We start from the raw sequence: 23659 nt of genomic DNA, 5'->3' as shown, positions 1-23659 counted from the left end.
TACATTTTATGTGTAGTATTTTTGCCTGAAATCTAAGAGATCTTGTTTTATTCTTTCAATAAATGGATGCTGTTCAAGATTTCTTGCTCTAAATGTTGCCAAAATATCTGACGTAGATTTATATATTTGAGCGTTGATATCTTTAGCAGATTGATCGGTTTTGGCTAAAATATTGTTTTTTTCCCTTTCTAACAGTTTGTATGTAACTTTCTTAGTTTCTCTCAAAACTACTTCTTCGAGTAAATGGCCATTCACAAAAAGGCATAAGTTGTTAATATTCAACCCTTTATCATGTAGTTCCTCATAAAGCGGTTGTTGCTCTACTTCCTCAAAACCTTTCAAGTCGTATACATCTAAGTTTTTTAGAGAATTATAGAGTAGCTCCTTAGATTCTTTACAATTCTCTTTGATGTATTTGATAAACACCGAATAATACGCTTGCGACCACCGTAAAAATAAACTATCGATATCTAAATTGTTCTTGTCGTTATTACAAGTGTTTGTACAATCCAAGCATATCTCATACAAACCTTCGGGAAAAAAGTAAAAGCTTTCGATTGAATAAACATAAGTTTGAAATACAAATTCATTCAAATAAAACTGGGCTTTTTCGTCTTTTAGAAAGTCATAGTCACTGTCAATTGCTACCAAGATATTGTAACAAGGCTTTATGATATTATCAGAGATGCACTTCTGAATTTCGCTTTTTCCATTACTTCCTCGAGCAGCTCTAGCTGGCTTAATTTCAAGTTTATCGAAACCAGCTTCTTTGAATAAAAAACGCCAAAATCTAACATCAAGCTGAGACTCGACATATAATTCTAAAATTTCTTCACCAAATAAAAAAGACTTAGCTTTTACTCTATCGCCATCATTCGGCATGGAGGGAATTCCCTGCTCTACTATCATGTGCTTTACTTCTTTAACTGTGATTTATTTTTAAACAGTTCGGCAGCCAGCGACCACCTATAAGGTCTGGAGAGTGAGTTGCGATTATAAACTGAGATTTGGGTGCAATTGACATTAGATCTGATACCAAAGACTTTTGCCACTTTACATGCAAACTAATTTCAGGCTCATCTAATAGAAAGATTGAATCTTTATAAATCAGCGCAACCAGAAAAAGGTAGATTATTGTTTTTTCGCCTCTAGACAAAAGATACCAGGGTATTACTTCTTTAGTATCAATATTTTGTGCTGTAATCATATTCTCTTCATCTTTGGTAATTCTTTTGTTTGTTTGAAGGAAATACTTATTCAACAACTCGAAGACTGAATCAATTCCAGCAGTGCTATCTTTCATAAATCGGACGATTTTGTGTGCATCATCACTGTTCTTTATGAACTCACTTGCTTTTTTAGTTATTTGGGATTCGTAATTTTGTAAAGAGCTTCTAATGTAAATTAGCCTATCATCAATACTATTTTTATAATTGTGATAGTTAAAAGAACTGACATATGGCTCTAAATTTTCTTGTTTTTTGTGAAGAGAAGATCGATCCTCTTGATAAAGGAAACAATCGGGTACGAGTTTATCAATTACTTCAAAATCACCTGATATTTCTTTACCTTTAAGAAAAACACTATGGACTGAAGCGACTCTAGAGCGCTTAGAGTCATCCGAGTAAGTAATATTCTTTCTTGCTGCAATTTCTTTGTCATTACAGCAAATTTTCTCAAATTCCTTTACATTTTTTAGGTTATGATAATTTGCATTAGGTAGAAGGTTAATTAAGCCCTGCTCAACTTTTTGATTCTGAGATACATTTGGGAAAATCGCAGAGTAGTACTCTATATCGTTCTCGAAGGTAGATTTTGTACTCCAAAATCTATTTTTTGATGTATTTCTAGTCACTTCATTATGTGATGTAAGGCTATCAAAGATAATATTTAATATAGTGCTTTTTCCTGAGCCATTAATACCAGTTAACAATGTAACATCTGGTTTAAACTCTAAGGAAACTTTACTTGAGTTCCATAAGTTCAGGATTTCTAACTCTTTTAATTTATTCATGAAAAATATCGTTAATCTCAAAAAAAAACACCGCAATGGCGTAAAGTTTACGTGTAAAAAGGTGTTAATACAACGATAGCTGGAACATTCCCGAAATGAACCATTAATTTCATATAACTTTTATTTTATTACTCCAATTTCCTAAAGCTTCTCGGCGCTTTTCCATATACTCCTGCATGTTATAAACCCCCTGCACTCCTTGTAGTTGATGGTTCAAAATTTTCTCAATCACTATGGGATCAGCTGCAATATCAGCATCACCTAAACGAGTAGCGACTGTCCTTCGTAAATCATGCGGTACAAACTTTGGAACTCCCAATTGCTCTTGTTTACGGCTGATAGAGCGCGATAATGAATGTCTATCTACAGGCTGCTCACCTGGGCCTGATTTATTAGTTGCTGTACTCGGGAATACAAATTTAGAGTTAAGATAGCCAAATGCTGCGCGTAACTCATCAAGCAAAATAATCATATTTTGAGTAATCGGCACTTTATGAGTTCGTTCGCCATTTTTATTTTGCTTAACGCGCTCGGCTGGGATTGTCCATATCATTTTATCAAAATCAAACTCTTGCCACTGTGCGCCTGTGACCTCTATTGGTCGACAACCAGTTAAAGTAATACACTTCAATGCGTATATAACTTGTTGGCTTATACCTAGCTTTGGTAGTCGGTCAAATACTTGAATCACTTCTTCAAATTCGAGCGCTCTGGTTCGCGACTTTTCTAGGCCCCCCACGCTTTTCTTTTTCACTGTGCTGATGGGATTACCTTGGATTAAATCTCGCTCAACACCAAAATTAAACATTTGCTTTAGAATGGATAGTGTTTTATTCGCCTGCGTTTTAGCACCTCTATCAGTTATTGGATCAAGCACCTTTTCAAAAATTTCACGGCGGGTTATTTCTTTAAGTTTGTAATTACCAATAAAGGGCAAAATGTCTTTTTCAAACATTCTAATAACAGGGTCTACATCTTTACGATTAGCTTTAATATCTCTTTCAATAAACTCATTCGCAAGCACAGCAATTGTCGGTGAAGCGCTTTCTTGCTTTTCAATCTGCGCTGCTTTCTTATTTTGTAAAAAAACATCAATACCACGCGACACATCACCAATATATTGCTTAGCAAGCTGCCTGGCCTCACTCACTGTTATTACCGATGAGCTGCCTAAGGCTAATCTTCTTTCTCTTGAACCTCGACCTCCAAGGCGGTAATACAGATAATATACTTGTGAGCGTTTACTCTCCTTATTTGGTCTTCCAACATTGAGATAAAAACCGGAGATCTCAGTGTCATTGATTTTGGTAATTTCCAAGGGAATATTTTTGAGTATTGATTCAGTTAATTTTACTTTAATTGACGCCATTTTTCGCACACCTAGAGTTAACTCAAAATTTTTGTCGCACATTTATCGCACGAGCTGATTTTAGTTCACTAAACTTCACGTTCATTCACTAGGTATAATTTAAAAGCACAATCCTTTCAATAGCAATGAGTTACAATAACTTTGAATACTTCACGATAGGACACGTTAAGCCACTTTTGTACACTAAAGGACACAGGTAATTTTTATGGGGTGTCAGGGGTCGCAGGTTCAAATCCTGCCATACCGACCAGCTTTTCCTCACCTTATTCAATAAGTAATATCATTTTTCTACTTCTTTATTTTGTATCCCGTACCAGGAAAGTATCACTATATAGTGGCTTCGCAGCTTTCAACGTCTGAGTCTTAAACCGTGTTTCTCCTCCCAACGTTTCTCACACTTGTATAATTGTCTATTGAAATTTCTTGTCTGATCTTCTTAATGCCATATATACTGTATAAATAAACAGTATAGGTGCAGTATGAAAATAATCCCCATTAAAGCACAGGCAGGTATCACAGGGTTTGAGTCTCCTGCAGCCGAGTATCGAGAACTGGGACTGTCATTAGATCAGTTGTTAGTTCAACACCCGAATGCTACGTTCATTGGTTTAGCTTCTGGCGATTCAATGCAAGGTGTGGGTATATTTGAGGGCGACTTACTCATCGTAGATAGGGCTGTTACTCCGCAGCAAAATGATGTGATAGTTGCAAACTATAACAATGAATTTGTTTGCAAGCTCTTGGACATTCAACACCGAACCTTAAGATCTGCTTCTCCCATATATTCACCTGTAAATATCAGTGACTGCGATAATTTTCAACTTGAAGGCGTTGTCATAGGCTCAGTACGGATGCATCGAAACAATTTGGGGCTCATAAAATGTATGCGTTAGTAGATGCCACATCATTTTATGCCTCAGCAGAAAAAGTGTTTGACCCAAGTATTCGGAAAAAGCCCGTTGTCGTGCTTTCTAACAACGATGGATGTATTGTAGCTGTATCTGCAGAAGCAAAAGCACTTGGCATCCCTAAGTTTCAACCTTATTTTAAACTCAAAGGTGAATTAGAGAAATACGGTGTTGTTATTCGCTCCTCTAACTATGAGCTATATGCTGATCTCTCAGACAAGATGATGAGTGTAATCAATCAGTATAGTGATCAGCACTACATATACTCGATAGACGAGTCATTTCTAAAATTTGATGGCTATGCGGGCGTTGTCGATAGCTGGTATGACTATGGGCATTTGATAAGAAGAACCGTATGGCGCAGAACAAAGCTGCCTGTTGGCGTTGGATTTGGCCCTACATCTACGCTTGCAAAAGCTGCAAACCACGCAGCCAAAAAATTTCCTGATGCAACTGGTGTTGCTATAATAGATAGCGAGCAAAGTCGCAAACAGATCTTATCTCGGATGGCCGTTGGTGATGTCTGGGGTATAGGGCGTAGACTAGCGAAAAGCCTTAATCTATTAGGCGTTGAAACCGCTTTAGATTTAGCTAAACAAAACCCTAAACGGATGCGCCAGCAATTTAGCGTTGTGCTAGAGCGGACTATTTCAGAGTTAAATGGCGTTAAGTGTTTATCATGGGATGAAATAAAACAGCGAAAAAAAGAGATTTATAGCACTCGAAGTTTTGGCGAACGAGTTACCGATCCCTCTTCTTTGAAAGCTTCACTTGTAACACACTGCTCTATTGTCACTAAAAAACTAAGACAACAAAACTCACTCGCCAAACGTATTGTTATCTTTGCTCATAGCTCCCCCTTTGAAGAGCACTATTTTAAAAAGTCATTCATTCAGGAGTTGCCTGTTTCATCAAATGATTTAACTGTATTTGCAAATATTGTAGCAAATGTATTTAGCCAGATATATTCACCTCATGTTCGATACTATAAAGCGGGTGTAGGCGCAATAGAGCTTGAAGATGATGTATATCAGCAAGCTGATATGTTTAATCAATCCCTAGACAACCCTAAACTGATGAAGTGCATAGATGAAATTAACAATAGATACGGCTCCACTGCCATGCAAGTGGGCTCAGAACTACACACAAAGTCATGGAGAATGCGCAGAGAGTTTTTATCACCGCGTTACACTACTCGGTGGTCAGATATACCGATTATAAAATGCTAAAGCCTTGTTGACCAAAAAGCCATCTATTGCTATTTTTGTTCTGCGGCGAAAGCCAACCAATTTTATTGTGGCCGCAACATAACGCTTGTTATGGGCTTCTACTCAATAATAACGAGACAGCAGTCATCGTGCATTTCAAAAAAGATAGGCGCTAGTTTATAGCTTGCTGCCTTCAAGCACATCATGTGCATAGTAGTAAAAATCATTCAAATTTTTAAAATAAGAGGGAGACACCTATGTCTTTTAAACCGTACACAATGGCTATTGGGTTTGCTTTTATGATCGCTGCTATATTTCTTTTAACTGAAATTCTGGGCAGCACTTATGAAGTAAGCTCTTTTCAAGATTTAAAAATACTCTTAATTGAGTTTGCAGTAATGTCAGCTTGCTTCTTCTTTGGAGGGTTGTTAGTAGACTATTGCCGCTAAGCTTATGGGAAGCCTGACTTCCCTTTTTAACCTCACTTCCTAACCCTTCGTCGCATTACTGTAACCCCGTGTAATACGCAAATTGCCTAATACCTACTATGGTAGTAGGCAGGTAAAAGGCTTATTAATTTTCAGCTTTAGTTATTTTGTAGAGTTGAAAATACAACGTAGCACACCCTCAATAAGGAGATTTGCAATGACCGATACTAAATTACACGACAATAATGATGATATTTCGACCAACCTTACCTTTAATACACCCGCTTTTATACAAGATCTAAGTAATAGCCCAGCTAAACAGGCACAACTTGACACTATTTGGAACACTTATTTATATGCATTTGTAGAGCAAGCAACACCCAGTGGTGAAGCTTATTTTTATAACCCAGCTACAACCATAGTCCCTACTGGCACAGCTTCTGCACCAGTAACTTGGAATGCCTTCCCTGGGCGTTTGCAACAATATTTTTCGGCTTCAACTCCTGTAAGTCCACCAAACCCATACAACTTGTCGTTAACTCAGTTACGAGAGTTAGCAGATACAGGGAGTTATACAACTAACGGGCAACCTCAAGCATTGCAAGATATCCCCGCCGTTTTTTGCCCTGAAGCAGATTGGAGCGGTACGTTAAACCCATTTTTGCCATATGGTCCTAGAGGCTGGCAAGATGAGTATTGTGAATGGGCCGTTCAAAAAAATGATGATGGTAATATCACCCGTGTAGATTTTGCCTGTGAAAACCCTGAATACTGGCATGCGCTTTGGTCAGTAAGCCCAGACACTGTTGCTAAGCTTTATCAAGACACACTAAACTTTGACGCCCCTACAAGCAGTCAAATCACAGTGTCAGTTGATGACTTAACGCTAAAAGATCAACACGGCCATGCAGTGATTAACCCTGTAAATGGCAACCCTGTTTATAACCCGTTGAACAAATGGAATAACAGCCCTATTTCAAATCGTCAAAGTGCCAATATGAATGGTGGGGTAATGCACTTAACGAGCACGCCAAACACACTTCAAACGGAAATAGGTTTGGCTGGCTTCTCAACACCGCAATATGAAAGTGGAAATGAAAGTCAACAAAAACTGCTTTGTTGCGGTCAGTTCGGTCAAGCATATCGCCATAGCGATCCGCATATCGGCCAAACAGTTAACCAAATAGTAGGTGGGCAATTCATTGAGAACCAATATTTTAAGGTTAACCTAGCCAATCCATTTGGCTTATATATTCAACAGCCACAAAGCTTAGATTCATGGACATTCTCAAGCAGAGTAAAGAAAGGGATAAATGTCCCTGCTGATGCAAAAGCTTCTGATATTTGGCAAATAATCAGGGGGAGTACGCAAGTCAACGACCCTGTTACAAACTCTGCATTTCCAGGGAATTTAATCTTGCATGCTATTTGCCAAATTCCATCAGCATGGTTAGCAATGGACCCAACATTGACGCTTGCGGATATTGAGATTAATGGTGCACCAATTCAATGGGGATCACAAATCACTGAACAAATAGACATCGGTTTATTTGCAAGGCCTTTAAGTGCTAGCAAAGCGCCTCCTCAGGTTCCTTGTGCCGGCCCATCTGCAGCCGGTGCACCATTGCAAGCAATGCAGCAACATGTGTGGGATGCTTATTATGCTGTAAATGAAACCAACCCAGCGGGCTCAGAGCTATCATTAGCGAGCAACAGCGTTATCGTACCTGCGGTCGCAACTGCAGGTAGTACCGCCGATATAGCACTCACAGTCAATAAACTTCCCGCTGGTGTTCAACCAATAGTCAAGGTGCTAACTGGCTCAACAGATGGTAGTAATGACCCTAAAGTCACTGTCAGCGTAACAGATAAAAATACGGTAACCTACGCCGTTCCAGGCAACTCTGGACCAGGTACATATACTTCGCTTTCACTGACTGTGACTACTGATAAATCAGCGGTGGCAGGTTTAAGAGCAATAGAAGTGAGTTATACTGGTGCGCAACCACAAACCATGGCGTCCTTGCTATTTGTACAGCCAAAAACCAAGGAGTCTGGTAATGCGTAACCGACACGTCAGGCCCGCAAGGGCCTTTATTCTCATGTTATGGGCCCTACTCGCCACTCTAGGTCTAAATGTGCAAATAGCCATGGCTGACCCCGTTGCTAATCCATGCACAGCCTTTGGTACAAATCCAGTTTCACTAAATCCACAACTACCAAGTAATTTTAATTCTCGCAATCAAACTAACGCTGACTGTACAGCGTGGCAGCAGTTTATTTACGCAAATTGGCCTGCAGACCCTAAAAACCCTGGTTATCCAAACTCAAGCTCGCCATCCAGTTCATTTGGTAATCCCACCACGAGTGACTTAACCGTTTGGGAAAGTTACCTGCAATCAACAGAAGTTTTTAACGATACACAAGCTAATACCTTAGCAAAAAAGACCGATGAAAAACGTCCGCTAATTCTACATCAAGTATCAAAAACGGGGGCTATTGATTTAAGCTCAATAGGTCAAGCAACGGGCGAGTGGTTAACTGATCAACGCGGTAACCTCGTGTATTATGATATTCGTTTAAACCCCGATGAAGTAGATTATATTTACAACGCTAATCCAACAGGTAAAAACTTAACGTGGGCGGCGGGCCAGAGCGCATGTGCGCAAGGAACTGGCGGGTTTCGCCTACCTTCGGGTTATAACAATGATAAGACCTGTGATGGTAAGCCTAAGATATTTGGCGGTAATGTTGGCGCGATGGAGATCAAAGCAGCTTGGATCAAATTACCCGAAGATGGTTCTCTGAATTATCGCTATTTAACCGCTCAGGCTGTACTACTTAAGCCAGGTGCTGACACAAATGCCACAAAGCAAAGCAACCCTGTCACCGTCGGTCTTATTGGGCTACATATTATTAGGCACTTACCTGGTGCACCTCAAATGCTTTGGACAACGTTTGAACAGGTTGATAACACGCCAGATGCGGGTAAACATACGGTTAATTTGCCTAGTAATCCAAATCGCAAGCCACGCCCATCTTATACTTTGTTTAACCCTGATTGTAATCCGGAACAAGATATATATTATCAGTGTAAGCCTAATTGGACGCCTAATATGGCCCCCCAAATTCCGTGTGACAGCGGCCCTGCTCACAGCCCAGATAACTGTATACCTTACTCAGCCCCCGTACAGGTCAACCGAGTTACTCCTGTAGATTCAACAGCTAATAGTGTGAATGCTTACGCTTGGAGCCTATTACCAGCTAACTCTGTGTTTAACTACTACCGCCTTATAGATGTACAGTGGCCTAATAACCCAAGCACTATTCAAGCGGGTGCAACACCACCATTAACTACCGGAGACATCACCCCAAGCAATGGAACACGCATTGTTGCCAATACCACTTTGGAAACATTTGTACAAAACAAAGACAGTTGTATGGATTGCCACAAATATGCAGCGACGGCTTCGCAAACTCAAACGGCTGTTATTGCGGCCTTCAACACACTTAAATTAGCAGGAAGTAAGGCGCCAAGAGCCATGTTGTCAACAGGCAACGCAAATAGTGCGCCCTATGCGTCGTATTATTCATTTGTATTCTCATCAAGTACAACTAAGTAACTTATAAGCCCTATTTTATTCAAGTAGGGCTTTGTTTCTTATTTTACGTATTAAAAACGTTTATTTCGGTATATCTAAAGTTACTTACTAATTATAACGCCAATGATTTGAGCCACTTTATTTATTATCTACGCATCATATCAGCTAATCGATGTGCTCTATGTCCAACCTGACAAGCCCAACGGCTGTCAAGCATTTCAACTGCTGCTTTATCGTAATCTTTAATATCTAGTGCTGCAAACATACGCTTAAACTTGAATAACCCTGCCATGCCTAAGTTAAAACCCATATCAACCAATACCTGCTGCCTAACATCGTCTAGTTCTGAAAACCCTTTAAAACGTCGACTAAGCTCAGCATAAGTGCTTTTTATATCATTACTAAGTAGGTAATCAATTTCATCATCAGATAAGCCCCTATCTTCTAGGTTGCGACCCACTCCTATTGTTAACTTACCGCCAGGACATGTGTAGGCAGTATGTTTTTTACCTTCATGCATGGTGAGTTGTTTTTTCATTTCATTCATTAAAACTTGGTTCACAGTTCATACCTCATAATTGAACAATCAAGGCTGACAGCCATTGTGTCTCTTTTTTGCAATCAACGTCTTAGTTTCTCTTAGCTATTATTTTCTATTTTTGGTACATGATAGGTTAATAAGTTTGACTCACTATATTTATTGATATTCTTATACAAATCAATTGTAAAGATATTTTCATTGAGTGTTAAACACTATCATTATGATGTAAGTTGGAATAGGTTTGCTGGTGCTAAACGAAGGCCCTGAAATAAGCTCAAAGGGATCATGTATACTCTTCTAGTTTTTTAATCAACAAAACCAAGTCGAGATTTACTTGTTATTTCACAGTCATTTGTTATCGTGAATATTCATTAATTTAATAAAGATAAAAAGGAAATAAAATGAAACCAATTCTAAACAAGAAAAAAATTAAAAACCTTTCTAAAGATCAAGCTAAACTACCAAATGAAATAACTCAACAAATTGCCGGTGGTCGTCCCCCTATTTTTTACTCAGTGTTCGTCAAGTGTGTACCATGGACAGCTGAATGTTAGTACCTTTTAGCTCATTGCTTTGTATTGTAAAGGACTCAAATTTGAGTGACTGATGAAATGTTCCCCCAACGGCATTGAAATTTGCCCTGATTGAATTAACAAAAATTCAATCATAAAGGTCTTTTAACTCTGCTTATTAGCTTGTTACAATGCTAAACAAGCACCGCTGCTATGTCATTTTGGGCCCAAGGTCTGTTCACTCACATTTATAGAAAATATTACCTTGAATAAAAGTAACACACAGTCAGTCACTGTACATGACGTGGCACGTATTGCAGGCGTCTCTAAATCCACTGTATCACTGGTATTGCGTCATAGTGAAAAAGTCAGCAAAAATACCAAAGAAAAAGTGCTAAGCGCCATAAAGCAAACAGGATATGTATATAATCGTGAAGCTGCTGCAATGCGAAGCAAGTCCTCTGATTTGGTGGCTATTGTTATTAACGACCTAACCCACCCATTTTTTGCTAAATTAGCTGTTTCTATCGAAGCACATATTCGCAAGCTTGGTTTTATGACCACTTTAGTTAGCACTAATGAAAACGCATTAATACAAACGCAGGTAGTTGCTAAACTCCAAGAGTATCGTGTAAAAGCATTTGTTATCTGCCCTACCGTCAACACACAAGCAAGCTGGCTAAATCAATTAAGAACTCCTAGCACTCAAGTTATAACGGTTATACGCCAAGTTAACAACTGCGATGTATCTTGCGTATTACCCAACAATGAGCTAGGTACATTTCAAGCCACAAAAGCCTTAATTGCACGCGGGCATAAACACATTGCATTTATTGGAGGAGATGCCACCGTATCTGATTACCAACAACGATTAAACGGTTTCAATAGTGCAATAAATACGCAAAGCGATCTGCATTCTTGGGTGTTTAACAGCGTAGCAAGCAGGTATGGAGGGCGTATGGCTATGTCTGAATGCTTAGCTCAGGTACCTCAAGTAGAGTCTATCGTTTGTTTTAATGACATGGTTGCGTATGGGTCTGTCGAACACTTACTTGAGCAGGGCCTTAAACCAGGCGAGAATATTGGTGTAATAGGTTTTGATGACCTAGATGAATCCAAAAATATGGGCGTCCCTTTAAGTACTGTACAAATTAATACTGATGAGATTGCAAAGACGGTCTGTAACATAATTCAGGGGATCACCTGTGAAGGTTTACATCAAATTCCCGTTGCACTTATAGAGCGCGATTCATAGCGCACCCTCAAAGCACCAATCTCTAGGTAATTCACTCATTCTATTACACTCTCCTTTTTACATTGGCTGAAGGTTATAAACCGCCCGCTACCCGATTATATGCATTTTACTTACTCACCGTAATTAAAGATGGGCTGCCACCTTTAATATAATACTTAGTCAATTGAGTATGGTTTATTGTTTAGTTCTGAGGTTCTCAATAATCTGGGCATCCACCCAATATTTTTTGCCTATGTAATTACGGCTTCCATCTTCTTTGACTTCCCAGTCTCCTCTACTAAAAAAGAGGTATTTTCCATCATATGTCACCTGTGGAGCACTTTCCTGTAAATCTGTGTTTATTTGCGGACCCATATTTATTGCTGATGACCAAGAGCCGTCTTCTTGTTTAAAGCTAATGTAGAGATCCGATTGTCCGTAGCCATCCTCTCGCACTACATCCCATATTAAATAAGATTCATCTAACGCAATAAATGGATGAGCAATCCACTTACCTTTATTTATCTCATTGCTCAATGTCACTGGGGATTCATATTGGCCATCAACCAATCGAGAATAACTAAGTTTACCGTGTCCCGTATTAAAATCTTTTTCGAACAGAGGAAAATAATAAGTACCTTTAGATGAAACCGATAAACCATGCGCGGTTTGTTTTAAGAAACCCCCTAGGCTTTTAGGGTCTGACCAACCTTTGTCGGTTCGTTCTCTATATTCCTTACCAACGTACATTATATTGCCATCAGCAGAGAATTGTGGCCACTTTATATCAGTCTCAAACTCCTGCCCCCAGCGATTGTGTTCATAACGAATAACAAAAAAAGTGCGTTTTTTATGTTTCCCTCCTCTTCGAGTGAAATAAAACTCCTGCATATCTGGTGAAAACCAACCAGCATCAAATTTTCCTTCTGGAGATACTATTTTAGGGTCAAAAAGTTTAGGAATTAAGGCCGGCGGCTTTTCGCCAAAATAACGACTTTCTACGATTGGAGATTCATCTTTACTATAACTATTGCCACTAATCGTTATAGTAGAAAAGAGTAATATACTTAACATAAAAATTCGATTCATAATCTACTTCCCTTTAAATCAAAGAATTATTCAACTTCAATATAGAAGTTGCTTTAATGGAATTGTGTAAGCATCGAATTTAAGTAAAGCAGCTTTAAAATACCAGACGTGCTTATGACTTTTAGATGATTTTTTACTGACTGCTACAATTAAATATTAACAAAACTTAGAAAACAAAGGGTTACACCTCATTAGTAACACACCACTAAACTAGAGTTTTCCAATTTAGCTTGGTAAGCGGCTGACGGCAGATCCCCAAAGTTTTCATGAGTATGTTCTTCGTTGTGAGCTAATCACCAGAGCCACTCCATTACTTTTACTTGAGAAGTACTTTCAAACAAGTAAATACCTGAAAATTATTGTCTGTATAAATCGTTGTATTCACAAGCTGGTTTTATGACAACCCGAGTTAGCATCAGTGAAAACGTGTTAACACAAACGCAAGTTGTAACTAACCGCAATTCATAACACTCCCTCAAAACCCTTGATTTTTGTTAATTCACTAGCTTTATTACATTTTACTTTTTACTTTATTGGTCGCTTGTGCATTGGCGGGGTCACCTGGCCAAAAATGTTTGGGGTAGCGCCCTTTCATTTCTTTTTGAACCTCTTTGTAGCTTGTTTGCCAAAAGTGGGCTAAGTCTTGTGTTAACTGTAAAGGCCGCCGCGCGGGCGACAATAACTCCATTAATAATGGTAATTGGCCATTGCACAGTTTTGGCGTTTCAGTCAAACCATACACTTCTTGCATTCTCACCGAAAGTTTTGCTGGGCCCTCTAATTGATATTCAACTTTTATGCTGGAACCACTGGGCACGTCAATACGCTTTGGTAAAATATGCTCCAAACGCTGTTGTAAGTGCCAATCTAACAAGGTTTGCAATGAATTGGCCAAATCAAACTTTTTTAATTCAGTAAATTGTTTAACATTATCTAAAAAAGGTCCCAACCACTGTGCTAAATTAGCCAGCAGAGACGCTTCATCAATTTGTTTAAACTCTTGTGGATAAAACTGCTGAGCAAGTGTCATTCTAATCAATAACTGTTTAGTTTGCGGGTATTGCTCAAAAAACTCTAAGCCATGCTTTTGTAATAAATTTAACCAAGCTTGCGTGCGAATTTGCACATTTAGCGCTTTGCCACTCGGTTGTGTATGAACTATTAACGCACCGATCAAAGTACGCTCCTCGTGTAAAAAACGCCCTTTTTTTTCATCAAATTCACACACACTTTGTAGGCTAAATAAGTGTGGCAGCATATCTTGAACTAACCCCATATTAAGCTCTGTAGCGCTAAAAATACGCTGCCCTTTTATGCCACCCAAAGTTGCAACCGCAATATAGTCGCTATCTAACCAAAGGCTTTCATGGCTATTTACACCAGCTCCGTTAGCAAGCAAAAAACCTTGCCCGCGACGTTTAGCTAATCTATCAGGAAAGGCAAGTGCAACAACTATGCTTAAATATTCACATGCCAGCTCGGTTGGTTTATTTAGTTTAAATCGTTTTAGCCATATAGCTAAATGCTCAGAAAACTGTTTTTGCGGCTTTTCAAACTGAATTTGTAAAGCAAGTCTCAGCTCAGAAGGGCCCTTTACCCGGCTCTCTAACAAAGCAATAAAATAACACCCTAGCGCACTAATACCGGGTAGCTGGTCTTCTAACTCTTGAGTTTTTATTAACATATGCGCAAGTCGAGGATCTGTACCAAATTGATGAATTTTTTGGCCCAATGCTGTTAGCCTGTTGTCTTCATCTAGAATTTCTAGCATTTGCAGCAAGCCATATGCTTGTTTAATCGCTATAGGAGTTGGCTTATCAAGCAAAGGCAACTGGGTAATATCCGTGCCCCAAATTTTAGCTTCAAGCACTAAAGGCGCTATATCAGAACACAAAATTTCCGCTGTATCATATTTATCTCGGCGTTCAAACTGCGCATGCGATCCGAGTCGAAAAACAACACCTGGCTCAATTCTGCCAGCTCGGCCAGCCCTTTGTACTGCTGAGGAACGTGATATGGAAAGCGTGATCAGTTCAGTAACGCCTGTTTTTAAATTAAATCGTGCTGCTCTGCGTTTGCCACAATCGACAACTACTCTAATACCTTCAATCGTTAATGAAGTTTCTGCCACATTAGTGGTTAATACAACCTTACGCCTGCCTTTTTGCGCGGGCGCTATCGCTGTTTGTTGTGTTGCTTTATCTTGTTCACCAAACAAAGTAACAACATCTACATCATTCGCTACTTTTTCACTTAACTGCCCTAGCAAGTAATTAATCTCTCGTTGGCCTGGTAAAAACACTAGTGCGCTACCATCTTGCTGCTCTAGTGCATTTAACACCAATGATGGCATAGCTTCTAGCCATTTACCTTCGTCATGTAATGGCTGGTAAATTTCACTTACGGGATAACTACGCCCCTGTGAAGATACAAGGGGACAATGTAAAAATGACTGATAACGCTCACTGTCTAATGTAGCCGACATAACCAAAATATTTAAATCATCACGAAAGGCTGACTGAGTTTCTAACGCAAATGCCAATGCCGTATCTGCCGCTAAAGAGCGCTCATGAAACTCATCAAAAATAACTAAATCAACACCACTGAGTTCTGGGTCTGCTTGGAGCATTCGTGTTAACACCCCCTCAGTGACAATTTCTAGACGTGTCGCACTTGAAACCACCACTTCATTGCGTATGCGTAAACCAATCGTTTGCCCTAAAGGCTCTTGCTGTTGAATTGATAAAAAATTCGCAATATTGCGTGCAGCTAAACGCCGAGGTTCTAACATGATAATTCGTTGAAAATGATTATCTCGTACTAATTGTAATGGCAACCATGTTGACTTACCTGCACCAGGCGGTGCTTGCAACAAAACGGTATTGTAATTTTTAAACTTAGAGACCAATTGTGGGTAAACAGACTGGATGGGCAACACAACACAACTCTTCACGATTTTTTTTACAATTTTAGCACGCTAGTAGCAAACGCTTAAGCGCCATTTTACCTTTATTCTTAAGCACTTTCAGCATGCTTTTTGTATCAAAAAATAGTAACTAACATACTCACTAATCAAAATACGCACAATAGTATATATAAAGTTATTAATATGTAAAAAATAAAGACAAGCATAGGTAACTTACTGTATCCTAGCAATTAATGGAAAATGCAAATAGCCTTTAGTAATGCTTTGCTTTTATTCAAACTCAATGTTTGTCTCTACAAGGAGAACTAATGATCCCCTATTATTTTAAGCTTGCTTGGTTGAGTATCCGTGCCACCCCCTTGCTTAGCCTATTAATGGTGCTAATCATTGCTATTGGTATTGCAACATCTATGGTCGCATATACCATTACCTATATGATGTCCAAACACCCCCTCGAAGCCAAAGCCGATACCGTATTTAAAGTTTACTTAAATGCATGGAATGCAAGTCGTCCCTACAAAGAAAAAAATGGCAAAGAGCAGGCTGCAGACCTGCTCACCTACATGGATTACACTAATTTATCTACAGCCCATAAAAATAGCAAAATAGTAAAAACACACACTCCTGTTGCACAACATAAAGCGTTAATAAGAACTCCACAACAAGCAAAAGCTGAAGCCCAAATGCGTTATATGTACACTGTTAATAAATCGTTCTTCACAATGTTTGACTCTCCTTTTTTATATGGTGCACCTTGGACAACACAATCTGATGAAAAAGGCGGACTTGATGTTGTAATAAGTAAGCCCTTTAATGACTTAGTTTTCAAAGGACAAAACTCCGTAGGTAAACCGCTGATGATAGGCGAGCATACATTTACAGTGTCAGGCGTGTTAGATACTTGGCACCCGGTCCCTAAATATTTTGACTATGCAAGCTATGCTTATAATAAACCTCATGATCTATACGTACCGTTTAAAACTCAAATAAACTCACAGCTTTATTTAGGTCCTTACTTTCCAATCTATTGCCCAAGCCTGCCTGAAAATATCACCTTTCATACTATTTTAGAATCAGACTGTTTATGGCTATTTTTATGGGTTGAGCTAAATGATAGTAATCAAAGAGATGCTTATAGTGCACTACTTAAAGATTATGATGAACAGCAAAAGCAATTGGGCCGTTTTCCTAGACCAATAAATAGTTATGTACGTAATATTTCTGAGCACTTTGTGTATGCTGGGGTGGTACCAGAGCACTCAAAAATGGCAGTTTGGCTAGCATTTGCATTTTTAGCTGTATGCTTATTAAATTGCATGAGTCTACTGGTAAATAAATTTTATAATAAACGAAACGAAATTGGTTTACGACGAGCAATAGGTGCAAGTAAACAACAAATAGCCCTGCAATTTGGCTGTGAAACCGTGTTAATTGGTTTGGTAGGGGGCATTTTTGGGCTATTACTTGCTCAGGTCGGCTTACTCACAGCCAGAAATATATTTCACTTCCTCAATATAAGTTTTATGCAGATGGATGCCCTACTCGTTATTTCCACCCTTATTTTAGCTGTCTGTTCAACCTGCTTATTTGGATTATGGCCAATTTATAAAGCGATAAAAATACAGCCTTCTAGCCAATTAAAAAGTTTGTAGGAGCCAGTAGTGAAAGACTTATTACCCATATTAAAATCTCTAAAGCAAAGAAAAGGCTCAGCGATATTACTGATATTGCAAATTTCAGTGACGCTAACCATTATTATTAACACCGCATTCATGCTACAACAAAAGCAAGAACGTATTTTAGCTGATAGCGGTATATCTGAAAAAGACACATTCAGTTTTAACATGAACCTGCAAGGTGAACCTGATGAGCTTGTCTCACTACTAAAACAAGACCTATTAGCCATAAGAGCTTTGCCAAGTGTTCATAACGCATCATCAACATCAAGTATTCCCTATTCACAACGCGGTGGAACAGAAAACATCAGTTTGCCTCCTAACCCTGACGAAGTAGTGATCCGAGCTGCAAGTTACTGGGGTAGCTATAATATGAAAGACACTTGGAAAATTGAGATGCTTGCTGGTGAGTGGTTCAAAGAGAGTGACGTATTTTATTATACTGACGCCAGCGAAAGCCGAGCTGGTCAGAATCAGCTGGTGATTTCCCAAGCGCTGGCAAAAAAACTATTTCCGGATGATTGGCGACAAGTAGTTGGTGAAATGATTTATGCATCAGGCACTATTTATACAGTACGTGGGGTTGCATATCAGTTTCCTAGTAGTGGCTGGAGCTGGTGGGAAAACCACTGGTATGGCATTATTACTAATGCAAATTTGCTCTCTACAGAGCCTAAAATTATTGTAAGAGCGCAGCCAGGGATGCGTGAACAAGCAATGAAAGATGTAACTGAATTACTAATGAAAACACCTGAACGCTGGATTGACCAAATGATTTCATTCGAGCAACTAAGGCAGACTGCGCATCAAAATGACGCTGCAGTGGTAGTTATATTAGTCGTTATGATAGTGATCATTAGCATTGCCACGTCACTAGGGATTTTTGCTCAAGTTCGCTTTTCAATTATTACTCGGCGCAAACAAATTGGTACGCGTCGTGCTCTGGGGGCGAGTAAAACTCAAATTTTAAGGTTCTTTATGTTAGAGAGCTTTATTATCTGCAGCGTGGGCGTATTAATTGGCATTACCTTTAGTATCATTATTAATGTTTATCTGATAAACACACTTTCAATTAGTCCAGTACCAGTAAGCTATTTGTTTATTGGTGCGCTATGCATGTGGTTTATCAGCCAATTAGCGACTATGCAACCCGTTATTCAAGCAAGTAGAATATCGCCTGCAATTGTTACTCGTAGTGCGTAACCTTATCAACAATAAAAAGCGCTTCTTTGAAGCGCTTTTTATTAAAATGAAAAAAGTTAACTAGGCTCATAGCCAAGATTCGGTGATAACCAACGCTCGGCCTCAACTAGCGTCATGTCAGTGCGTCTTGCATAGTCTTCTACCTGATCCTTTTGAATACTGGCTACCGCATAATATTTTGCCTCTGGATGCGAAAAATACCATCCAGATACTGCCGCACCCGGCCACATCGCATAAGAGCTAGTAAGCTGCATACCTATACGTTGCTCAGTGTTTAGCAACTGCCAAATTTTCTTTTTCTCGGTATGCTCTGGACATGCGGGGTAGCCTGGAGCTGGGCGAATACCTTGATAGTTTTCACGAATAAGCGCCTCATTGCTCAGGAGCTCATCTGGTGCATAACCCCAGTATTGCTTTCGTACTTGTTCATGCAAATATTCTGCAAACGCTTCGGCAAGTCTATCAGCAATAGCCTTAACCATAATTTTATTGTAGTCGTCTTGCTGAGCATCAAACGCATCTGCTAAATCATCTTCCTCTAAACCACCAGTTACGGCAAAAGCACCAAAATAATCGGCAACACCTTTAGGGGCCACATAATCTGCTAAACAATAATTTGGAAAATCCGTTTTTTCAGTTTGCTGGCGCAAGTGACACGACAATGACAAAATTTCAGAGCGTGTTTCATCGGTATAAATCTCAATATCGTCACCAACACGATTAGCCGGGAATAACCCAATCACACCTAACGGCTGCAATACACCCGTTTTTTCAAATTCATCTAGCATCGCATTGGCATCTGCAAACAAACTTTGCGCCTGTTCACCAACCACTTCATCATTAAGAATACGCGGGTACTTACCTGCCAACGACCAAGTCATAAAAAACGGGGTCCAGTCGATATAGTTTCGAAGTGTGCTAATACTCACATTGGTAAATTCAGTTACGCCCAATTTCTTAGGCACCGGAGGGGTATAACTATCCCAATCAAGTTTTATCGCATTGTCGCGTGCACGTTGTAAAGTAACTGGCTTTGAACGTGGTTTTTTACGTGCTTGTTGCTCACGTACTTTTTCATATTCCACAGTTGTTTTAGCTAAAAAATCACTCTTTTGCGTTTTGCTAAGCAAATTAGACACAACACCGACTGCGCGGCTAGCATTATTTACATACACCACACCTTTATCATACTGTGGCTCTATTTTAACCGCTGTATGTGCTTTAGACGTTGTTGCACCACCTATCAATAGCGGAAGCTCAAACCCTCTGCGCTTCATTTCTTTGCCCACATGCACCATTTCATCTAAAGAAGGCGTGATCAAACCAGATAAACCGATTATATCTGCCTTTTCGTCAATGGCGGTTTGTAGAATTTTTTCTGCAGGCACCATCACACCAAGATCAATCACTTCATAATTATTACATTGCAGTACCACACCAACAATATTCTTACCAATATCGTGAACGTCCCCTTTTACTGTCGCCATCACTATTTTACCGTTGGTATCACCTTCTTGTTTTTCTTCTTCGATATAAGGGTCAAGGTAAGCCACCGCACGCTTCATAACTCGCGCCGATTTAACCACTTGAGGCAAAAACATTTTACCGGCACCAAATAAGTCTCCAACCACGTTCATGCCATCCATCAGCGGCCCTTCAATAACCTCAATAGGCTTATTCATACCAGCTCGACATTCTTCCGTATCATCATCAATATATTCGGTAATGCCTTTAACTAATGCATGCTCTAACCGTTTTGCCACAGGCCAAGCGCGCCATTCTAAGTCTTCAACCTTCGCTGCCTGTGCCATACCTGAATACTTCGGGGCAAGTTCAACCAAACGCTCACCCGCTTCACTATCCTTATTTAGAATAACGTCTTCAACTGCTTGTCTAAGCTCTTGTGGTATATCGTCATACACAGCCAACTGACCTGCATTCACAATTCCCATATCCATGCCCGCTTGAATAGCATGATATAAAAAGACTGAATGGATGGCCTCTCGAACAGGGTTGTTACCCCGAAATGAGAATGATACGTTAGAGACCCCACCCGATACCTTGCAATGCGGTAGTTCTGACTTTATACGGCGTGTTCCTTCGATGAATTCAACAGCATAGTTGTCATGCTCTTCAATACCGGTAGCTACAGCAAAAATATTAGGGTCAAAAATAATGTCTTCAGGCGCAAAGCCTAACTGATCGACCAAAATACGATATGAACGTTGGCAAATTTCAAACTTTCTTTTTGCAGTTTCTGCTTGCCCTACCTCATCAAATGCCATAACCACTGCAGCGGCACCAAAGCGCTTGATGATCTTAGCCTGATGAATAAAGGGTTCTTCACCCTCTTTAAGAGAGATAGAGTTAACAATGGCTTTACCTTGAATACATTTCAGGCCAGCCTCAATCACTTCCCATTTGGATGAGTCAACCATGATAGGTACTCGAGAAATATCAGGCTCAGAGGCAATCAAATTCAAAAACTTCACCATCGCGGCTTTTGAATCTAACATGGCTTCATCCATGTTGATGTCAATTATCTGGGCACCATTTTCTACCTGATCGCGTGCGACATCTAAGGCTTTTTCGTATTCTTCTTCTAAAATTAGGCGCTTAAAACGCGCAGAGCCGGTCACATTAGTCCGCTCACCAACGTTGGTAAATATGGCTATAGATTGTTGCGTCATAATTACTTCCTAATTCAAGTTACAAGCTTCAAGCCCAGCTAAGCGCATACGCACTTCAAGCTCAGGTAATTGTCGAGGAGCAATTTGTGCCAAGCCATCTGCAAATGCTTTAATGTGAGCGGGCGTTGTGCCACAGCACCCCCCAACAATGTTAATCAACCCTTCTTTGCCCCAATCAATGATTTCTTTTGCCATTTCAGGTGCTTCTAAATCATACTCACCAAATTCATTTGGCAAACCCGCATTTGGGTGAACGGAAGTAAAAGTTTCACACACCCGTGATAACTCAACCACGTACTGGCGCAACAAGTCAGGTCCAAGCGCACAGTTCAAGCCAATTGAGAGCGGTTTAATGTGCCGAATAGAATTATAGAAAGCTTCGGTTGTTTGACCTGACAATGTTCGCCCTGAAGCATCTGTAATCGTGCCTGATATCATCACCGGTAATGTTCTACCAGCTTGCTCAAACGCTTCTTCCACTGCAAATGAAGCTGCTTTTGCATTTAGCGTATCAAATATCGTTTCGATTAAAATAAGATCAACGCCCCCTTCCATCAATGCCAAAGTAGATTCTACATAAGCTTTAACAAGTTGGTCGAATGTTACATTACGATAACCTGGGTCATTCACATCTGGAGAAATAGAGCACGTTTTAGAAGTCGGTCCTAACACACCCGCTACGAAACGAGGCTTGGCTGGGTTTTGCGCCGTAAACTCGTCACAAAGCGCTCTTGCTAGTGTAGCAGAAGCAAGGTTAATTTCCTTACTGACACTGGCCATATCATAATCTTCCATTGAAATTGTAGTTGCATTAAATGTATTGGTTTCAATGATATCAGCACCGGCTTGTAAGAAATCTCGGTGAATTTTTTCAATCACCTCTGGTTTAGTCAAACTAAGTAAATCATTATTACCTTTGATAAGTACATGCCAATCTTTAAACCGTTCACCTCGGTAGTCTTGCTCTTCAAGTTTATGTTCTTGGATCATGGTACCCATTGCACCATCAAGAATTAAAATACGTTGTTTTAACGCCTCAGTTAAGGCTGTGCGTTTATTCGGCATAATTGTTAGTCCTTACATCGTGGCTAACGAGGTTAATATCATAGGGCGTTGTCTGGTAAACATAATAGTTTAACCAATTGGAGAATAACAAAAAGGCGTGGCTTTGCCACGTTTTAGCTGGTTTTTGCGTGGTATCATCATTTGGAAAGTAATGCTTAGGTTTAGGTGCATCCGCATTTTTAGCAACATCACGCTGGTACTCTTTTAGTAGTGTATCAGCATCATATTCTGGGTGCCCAGTTAAATATACTTGGCTACCTGAAACATTTTTAACTAAGTAAGCCCCCACCGTTTGCGATCCAGCCAGTGTTACTAGATTTTTATTGTCCGCAATTTGCGTAGGGTCAATATGCCCATAGCGCGAATGGGGAACCAAAAATTCGTCATCAAAACCCCGAGTCAAGGCGCCATGCTCGAAATGACACTGATGTTTAAAAACGCCACATAACTTATTTTTCATCAGCGTTCGTTTAAGTCCATGATGATGATAAAGCCCCGCATGTGCAGCCCAACATGAAAATAAAGTTGAGGTGACATGGTGCTCTGCCCAGTCAAAAAACTCTTTTAGCTCCTGCCAGTAAATTACTTCATCGTACTCAAGGTGCGCAAGTGGAGCACCGGTAACTATAAGCGCATCGTAATTTTGCTCTTTTACATCTGAAAAGTAACGATAAAACATATCTAAATGTTGTCCGGAGTTATCTGAACTTCTATGCGTATCTAAGCGCAACAAATCAACATTCACTTGTAGCGGAGAGTTTGCCAATAAACGAATAAACTGCACCTCAGTTTCTACTTTGTTTGGCATTAAATTTAAAATAGCCAAACGCATTGGGCGGATCTCTTGGGTTTTTGCGCGGCTTTTTGGCATCACGAACACATTTTCTTGACGCAAGTGCACAATTGCTGGCAATTCGTCTTTTACTGTAATTGGCATACTTCACTCCCCATCCTTAATTTAGCTGACATTATGAATGGAATCCTAAAAATATCAACCTCTAGATGTTTAGACGTCCGAATGAGCAGGCAAATTAACCAACTCTATTTCCAGCAAATCTTGTTTATTGTAATACCAAGTCGCTTGCAAAATGCATAGTCATATAACTTATAAATTGAAATTCTAGGGGTTGATAGAGTGTCGCTCAATATTTGAAGCTGAGTTGATATGAGCTATAACTGGAGGTGGTTAGATTC

At 39.7% G+C, this 23659-nt stretch carries 18 protein-coding genes; 9 read left to right on the top strand and 9 right to left on the bottom strand.

Going from position 1 to position 23659, the window contains the following annotated elements:
* Positions 1 to 6: 6 nt before the first annotated feature.
* The 3 genes from OCI93_RS04525 to OCI93_RS04515 all read right to left on the bottom strand — a co-directional run bounded on the left by OCI93_RS04525 (position 7) and on the right by OCI93_RS04515 (position 3383).
* Positions 7 to 909: a DUF4435 domain-containing protein gene (locus OCI93_RS04525; RefSeq protein WP_261625852.1), complete on the bottom strand. Its 903-nt coding sequence runs from the start codon at positions 907 to 909 to the stop codon at positions 7 to 9.
* A gap of 13 nt (positions 910 to 922) precedes the next feature.
* Positions 923 to 2014: an AAA family ATPase gene (locus OCI93_RS04520; RefSeq protein ID WP_064386525.1), complete on the bottom strand. Its 1092-nt coding sequence runs from the start codon at positions 2012 to 2014 to the stop codon at positions 923 to 925.
* A 109-nt stretch (positions 2015 to 2123) separates the two neighbouring features.
* Positions 2124 to 3383: a tyrosine-type recombinase/integrase gene (locus OCI93_RS04515; RefSeq protein WP_261625851.1), complete on the bottom strand. Its 1260-nt coding sequence runs from the start codon at positions 3381 to 3383 to the stop codon at positions 2124 to 2126.
* A gap of 479 nt (positions 3384 to 3862) precedes the next feature.
* Here OCI93_RS04515 and OCI93_RS04510 point away from each other — a divergent pair, with 479 nt between their 5' ends.
* The 5 genes from OCI93_RS04510 to OCI93_RS04490 all read left to right on the top strand — a co-directional run bounded on the left by OCI93_RS04510 (position 3863) and on the right by OCI93_RS04490 (position 9550).
* The gene (locus tag OCI93_RS04510) at positions 3863 to 4276 is read left to right on the top strand and encodes a LexA family protein (protein WP_261592869.1); all 414 of its coding nucleotides are present in this window, start codon (positions 3863 to 3865) and stop codon (positions 4274 to 4276) included.
* Positions 4264 to 5520 carry a Y-family DNA polymerase gene (locus tag OCI93_RS04505; protein ID WP_261592868.1) on the top strand — a complete coding sequence of 419 codons (1257 nt, stop codon included), beginning with the start codon at positions 4264 to 4266 and terminating at the stop codon, positions 5518 to 5520. The genes OCI93_RS04510 and OCI93_RS04505 overlap by 13 nt, the downstream gene beginning before the upstream one ends.
* A gap of 236 nt (positions 5521 to 5756) precedes the next feature.
* Positions 5757 to 5948, top strand: a complete 192-nt coding sequence (locus OCI93_RS04500; protein WP_261592867.1) for a hypothetical protein — start codon at positions 5757 to 5759, stop codon at positions 5946 to 5948.
* A gap of 196 nt (positions 5949 to 6144) precedes the next feature.
* On the top strand, positions 6145 to 7995 hold the full coding sequence (locus OCI93_RS04495) for a hypothetical protein (protein ID WP_261592866.1): 1851 nt from the start codon (positions 6145 to 6147) through the stop codon (positions 7993 to 7995).
* Positions 7988 to 9550: a hypothetical protein gene (locus tag OCI93_RS04490; protein ID WP_261625850.1), complete on the top strand. Its 1563-nt coding sequence runs from the start codon at positions 7988 to 7990 to the stop codon at positions 9548 to 9550. Before OCI93_RS04495 ends, OCI93_RS04490 begins: the two co-directional genes overlap by 8 nt.
* 124 nt (positions 9551 to 9674) lie before the next feature.
* Here the strand turns inward: OCI93_RS04490 and OCI93_RS04485 are convergent, their stop codons facing one another.
* A complete protein-coding gene (locus OCI93_RS04485; protein WP_261625849.1) occupies positions 9675 to 10091 on the bottom strand; it encodes a glycoside hydrolase family protein in 417 nt (138 codons plus the stop codon).
* A 380-nt stretch (positions 10092 to 10471) separates the two neighbouring features.
* Between OCI93_RS04485 and OCI93_RS04480 the strand changes: the two genes are divergently transcribed.
* Both OCI93_RS04480 and OCI93_RS04475 read left to right on the top strand, forming a co-directional pair.
* Complete coding sequence (locus OCI93_RS04480) at positions 10472 to 10624, top strand: hypothetical protein (RefSeq protein ID WP_261592863.1); 153 nt, start codon at positions 10472 to 10474, stop codon at positions 10622 to 10624.
* A gap of 223 nt (positions 10625 to 10847) precedes the next feature.
* Positions 10848 to 11837 (top strand): LacI family DNA-binding transcriptional regulator, encoded by a 990-nt coding sequence (locus OCI93_RS04475; RefSeq protein ID WP_261592862.1) that lies wholly within the window; start codon positions 10848 to 10850, stop codon positions 11835 to 11837.
* A gap of 174 nt (positions 11838 to 12011) precedes the next feature.
* Here the strand turns inward: OCI93_RS04475 and OCI93_RS04470 are convergent, their stop codons facing one another.
* Together OCI93_RS04470 and hrpB are read right to left on the bottom strand one after the other, a co-directional pair.
* On the bottom strand, positions 12012 to 12905 hold the full coding sequence (locus OCI93_RS04470) for a hypothetical protein (RefSeq protein ID WP_261592861.1): 894 nt from the start codon (positions 12903 to 12905) through the stop codon (positions 12012 to 12014).
* A gap of 511 nt (positions 12906 to 13416) precedes the next feature.
* Positions 13417 to 15843, bottom strand: a complete 2427-nt coding sequence (gene hrpB / locus OCI93_RS04465) for an ATP-dependent helicase HrpB (RefSeq protein ID WP_261592860.1) — start codon at positions 15841 to 15843, stop codon at positions 13417 to 13419.
* Between the two features lie 296 nt (positions 15844 to 16139).
* Between hrpB and OCI93_RS04460 the strand changes: the two genes are divergently transcribed.
* Positions 16140 to 17483 (top strand): ABC transporter permease, encoded by a 1344-nt coding sequence (locus OCI93_RS04460; RefSeq protein ID WP_261625848.1) that lies wholly within the window; start codon positions 16140 to 16142, stop codon positions 17481 to 17483.
* Between the two features lie 9 nt (positions 17484 to 17492).
* A complete protein-coding gene (locus OCI93_RS04455; RefSeq protein WP_261625847.1) occupies positions 17493 to 18710 on the top strand; it encodes an ABC transporter permease in 1218 nt (405 codons plus the stop codon).
* A 56-nt stretch (positions 18711 to 18766) separates the two neighbouring features.
* On the opposite strand, the gene metH is transcribed toward OCI93_RS04455, so the two are convergent.
* Genes metH through OCI93_RS04440 form a run of 3 tightly spaced genes read right to left on the bottom strand, consistent with a single transcriptional unit; the run spans position 18767 to position 23402 of the window.
* Positions 18767 to 21400, bottom strand: coding sequence for a methionine synthase (gene metH / locus OCI93_RS04450; RefSeq protein ID WP_261625846.1), 2634 nt, complete (start codon positions 21398 to 21400; stop codon positions 18767 to 18769).
* A gap of 9 nt (positions 21401 to 21409) precedes the next feature.
* The gene (locus tag OCI93_RS04445; RefSeq protein ID WP_261592855.1) at positions 21410 to 22465 is read right to left on the bottom strand and encodes a homocysteine S-methyltransferase family protein; all 1056 of its coding nucleotides are present in this window, start codon (positions 22463 to 22465) and stop codon (positions 21410 to 21412) included.
* On the bottom strand, positions 22455 to 23402 hold the full coding sequence (locus OCI93_RS04440) for a homoserine O-succinyltransferase (RefSeq protein WP_261592854.1): 948 nt from the start codon (positions 23400 to 23402) through the stop codon (positions 22455 to 22457). The genes OCI93_RS04445 and OCI93_RS04440 overlap by 11 nt, the downstream gene beginning before the upstream one ends.
* Positions 23403 to 23659 lie beyond the last annotated feature (257 nt).

Source organism: Pseudoalteromonas holothuriae (genome assembly GCF_945859825.1).
Lineage (GTDB): Bacteria > Pseudomonadota > Gammaproteobacteria > Enterobacterales > Alteromonadaceae > Pseudoalteromonas > Pseudoalteromonas holothuriae.
Note: the sequence above shows the minus strand (reverse complement) of the source record. Positions and strands in the feature narration are given on the sequence as shown.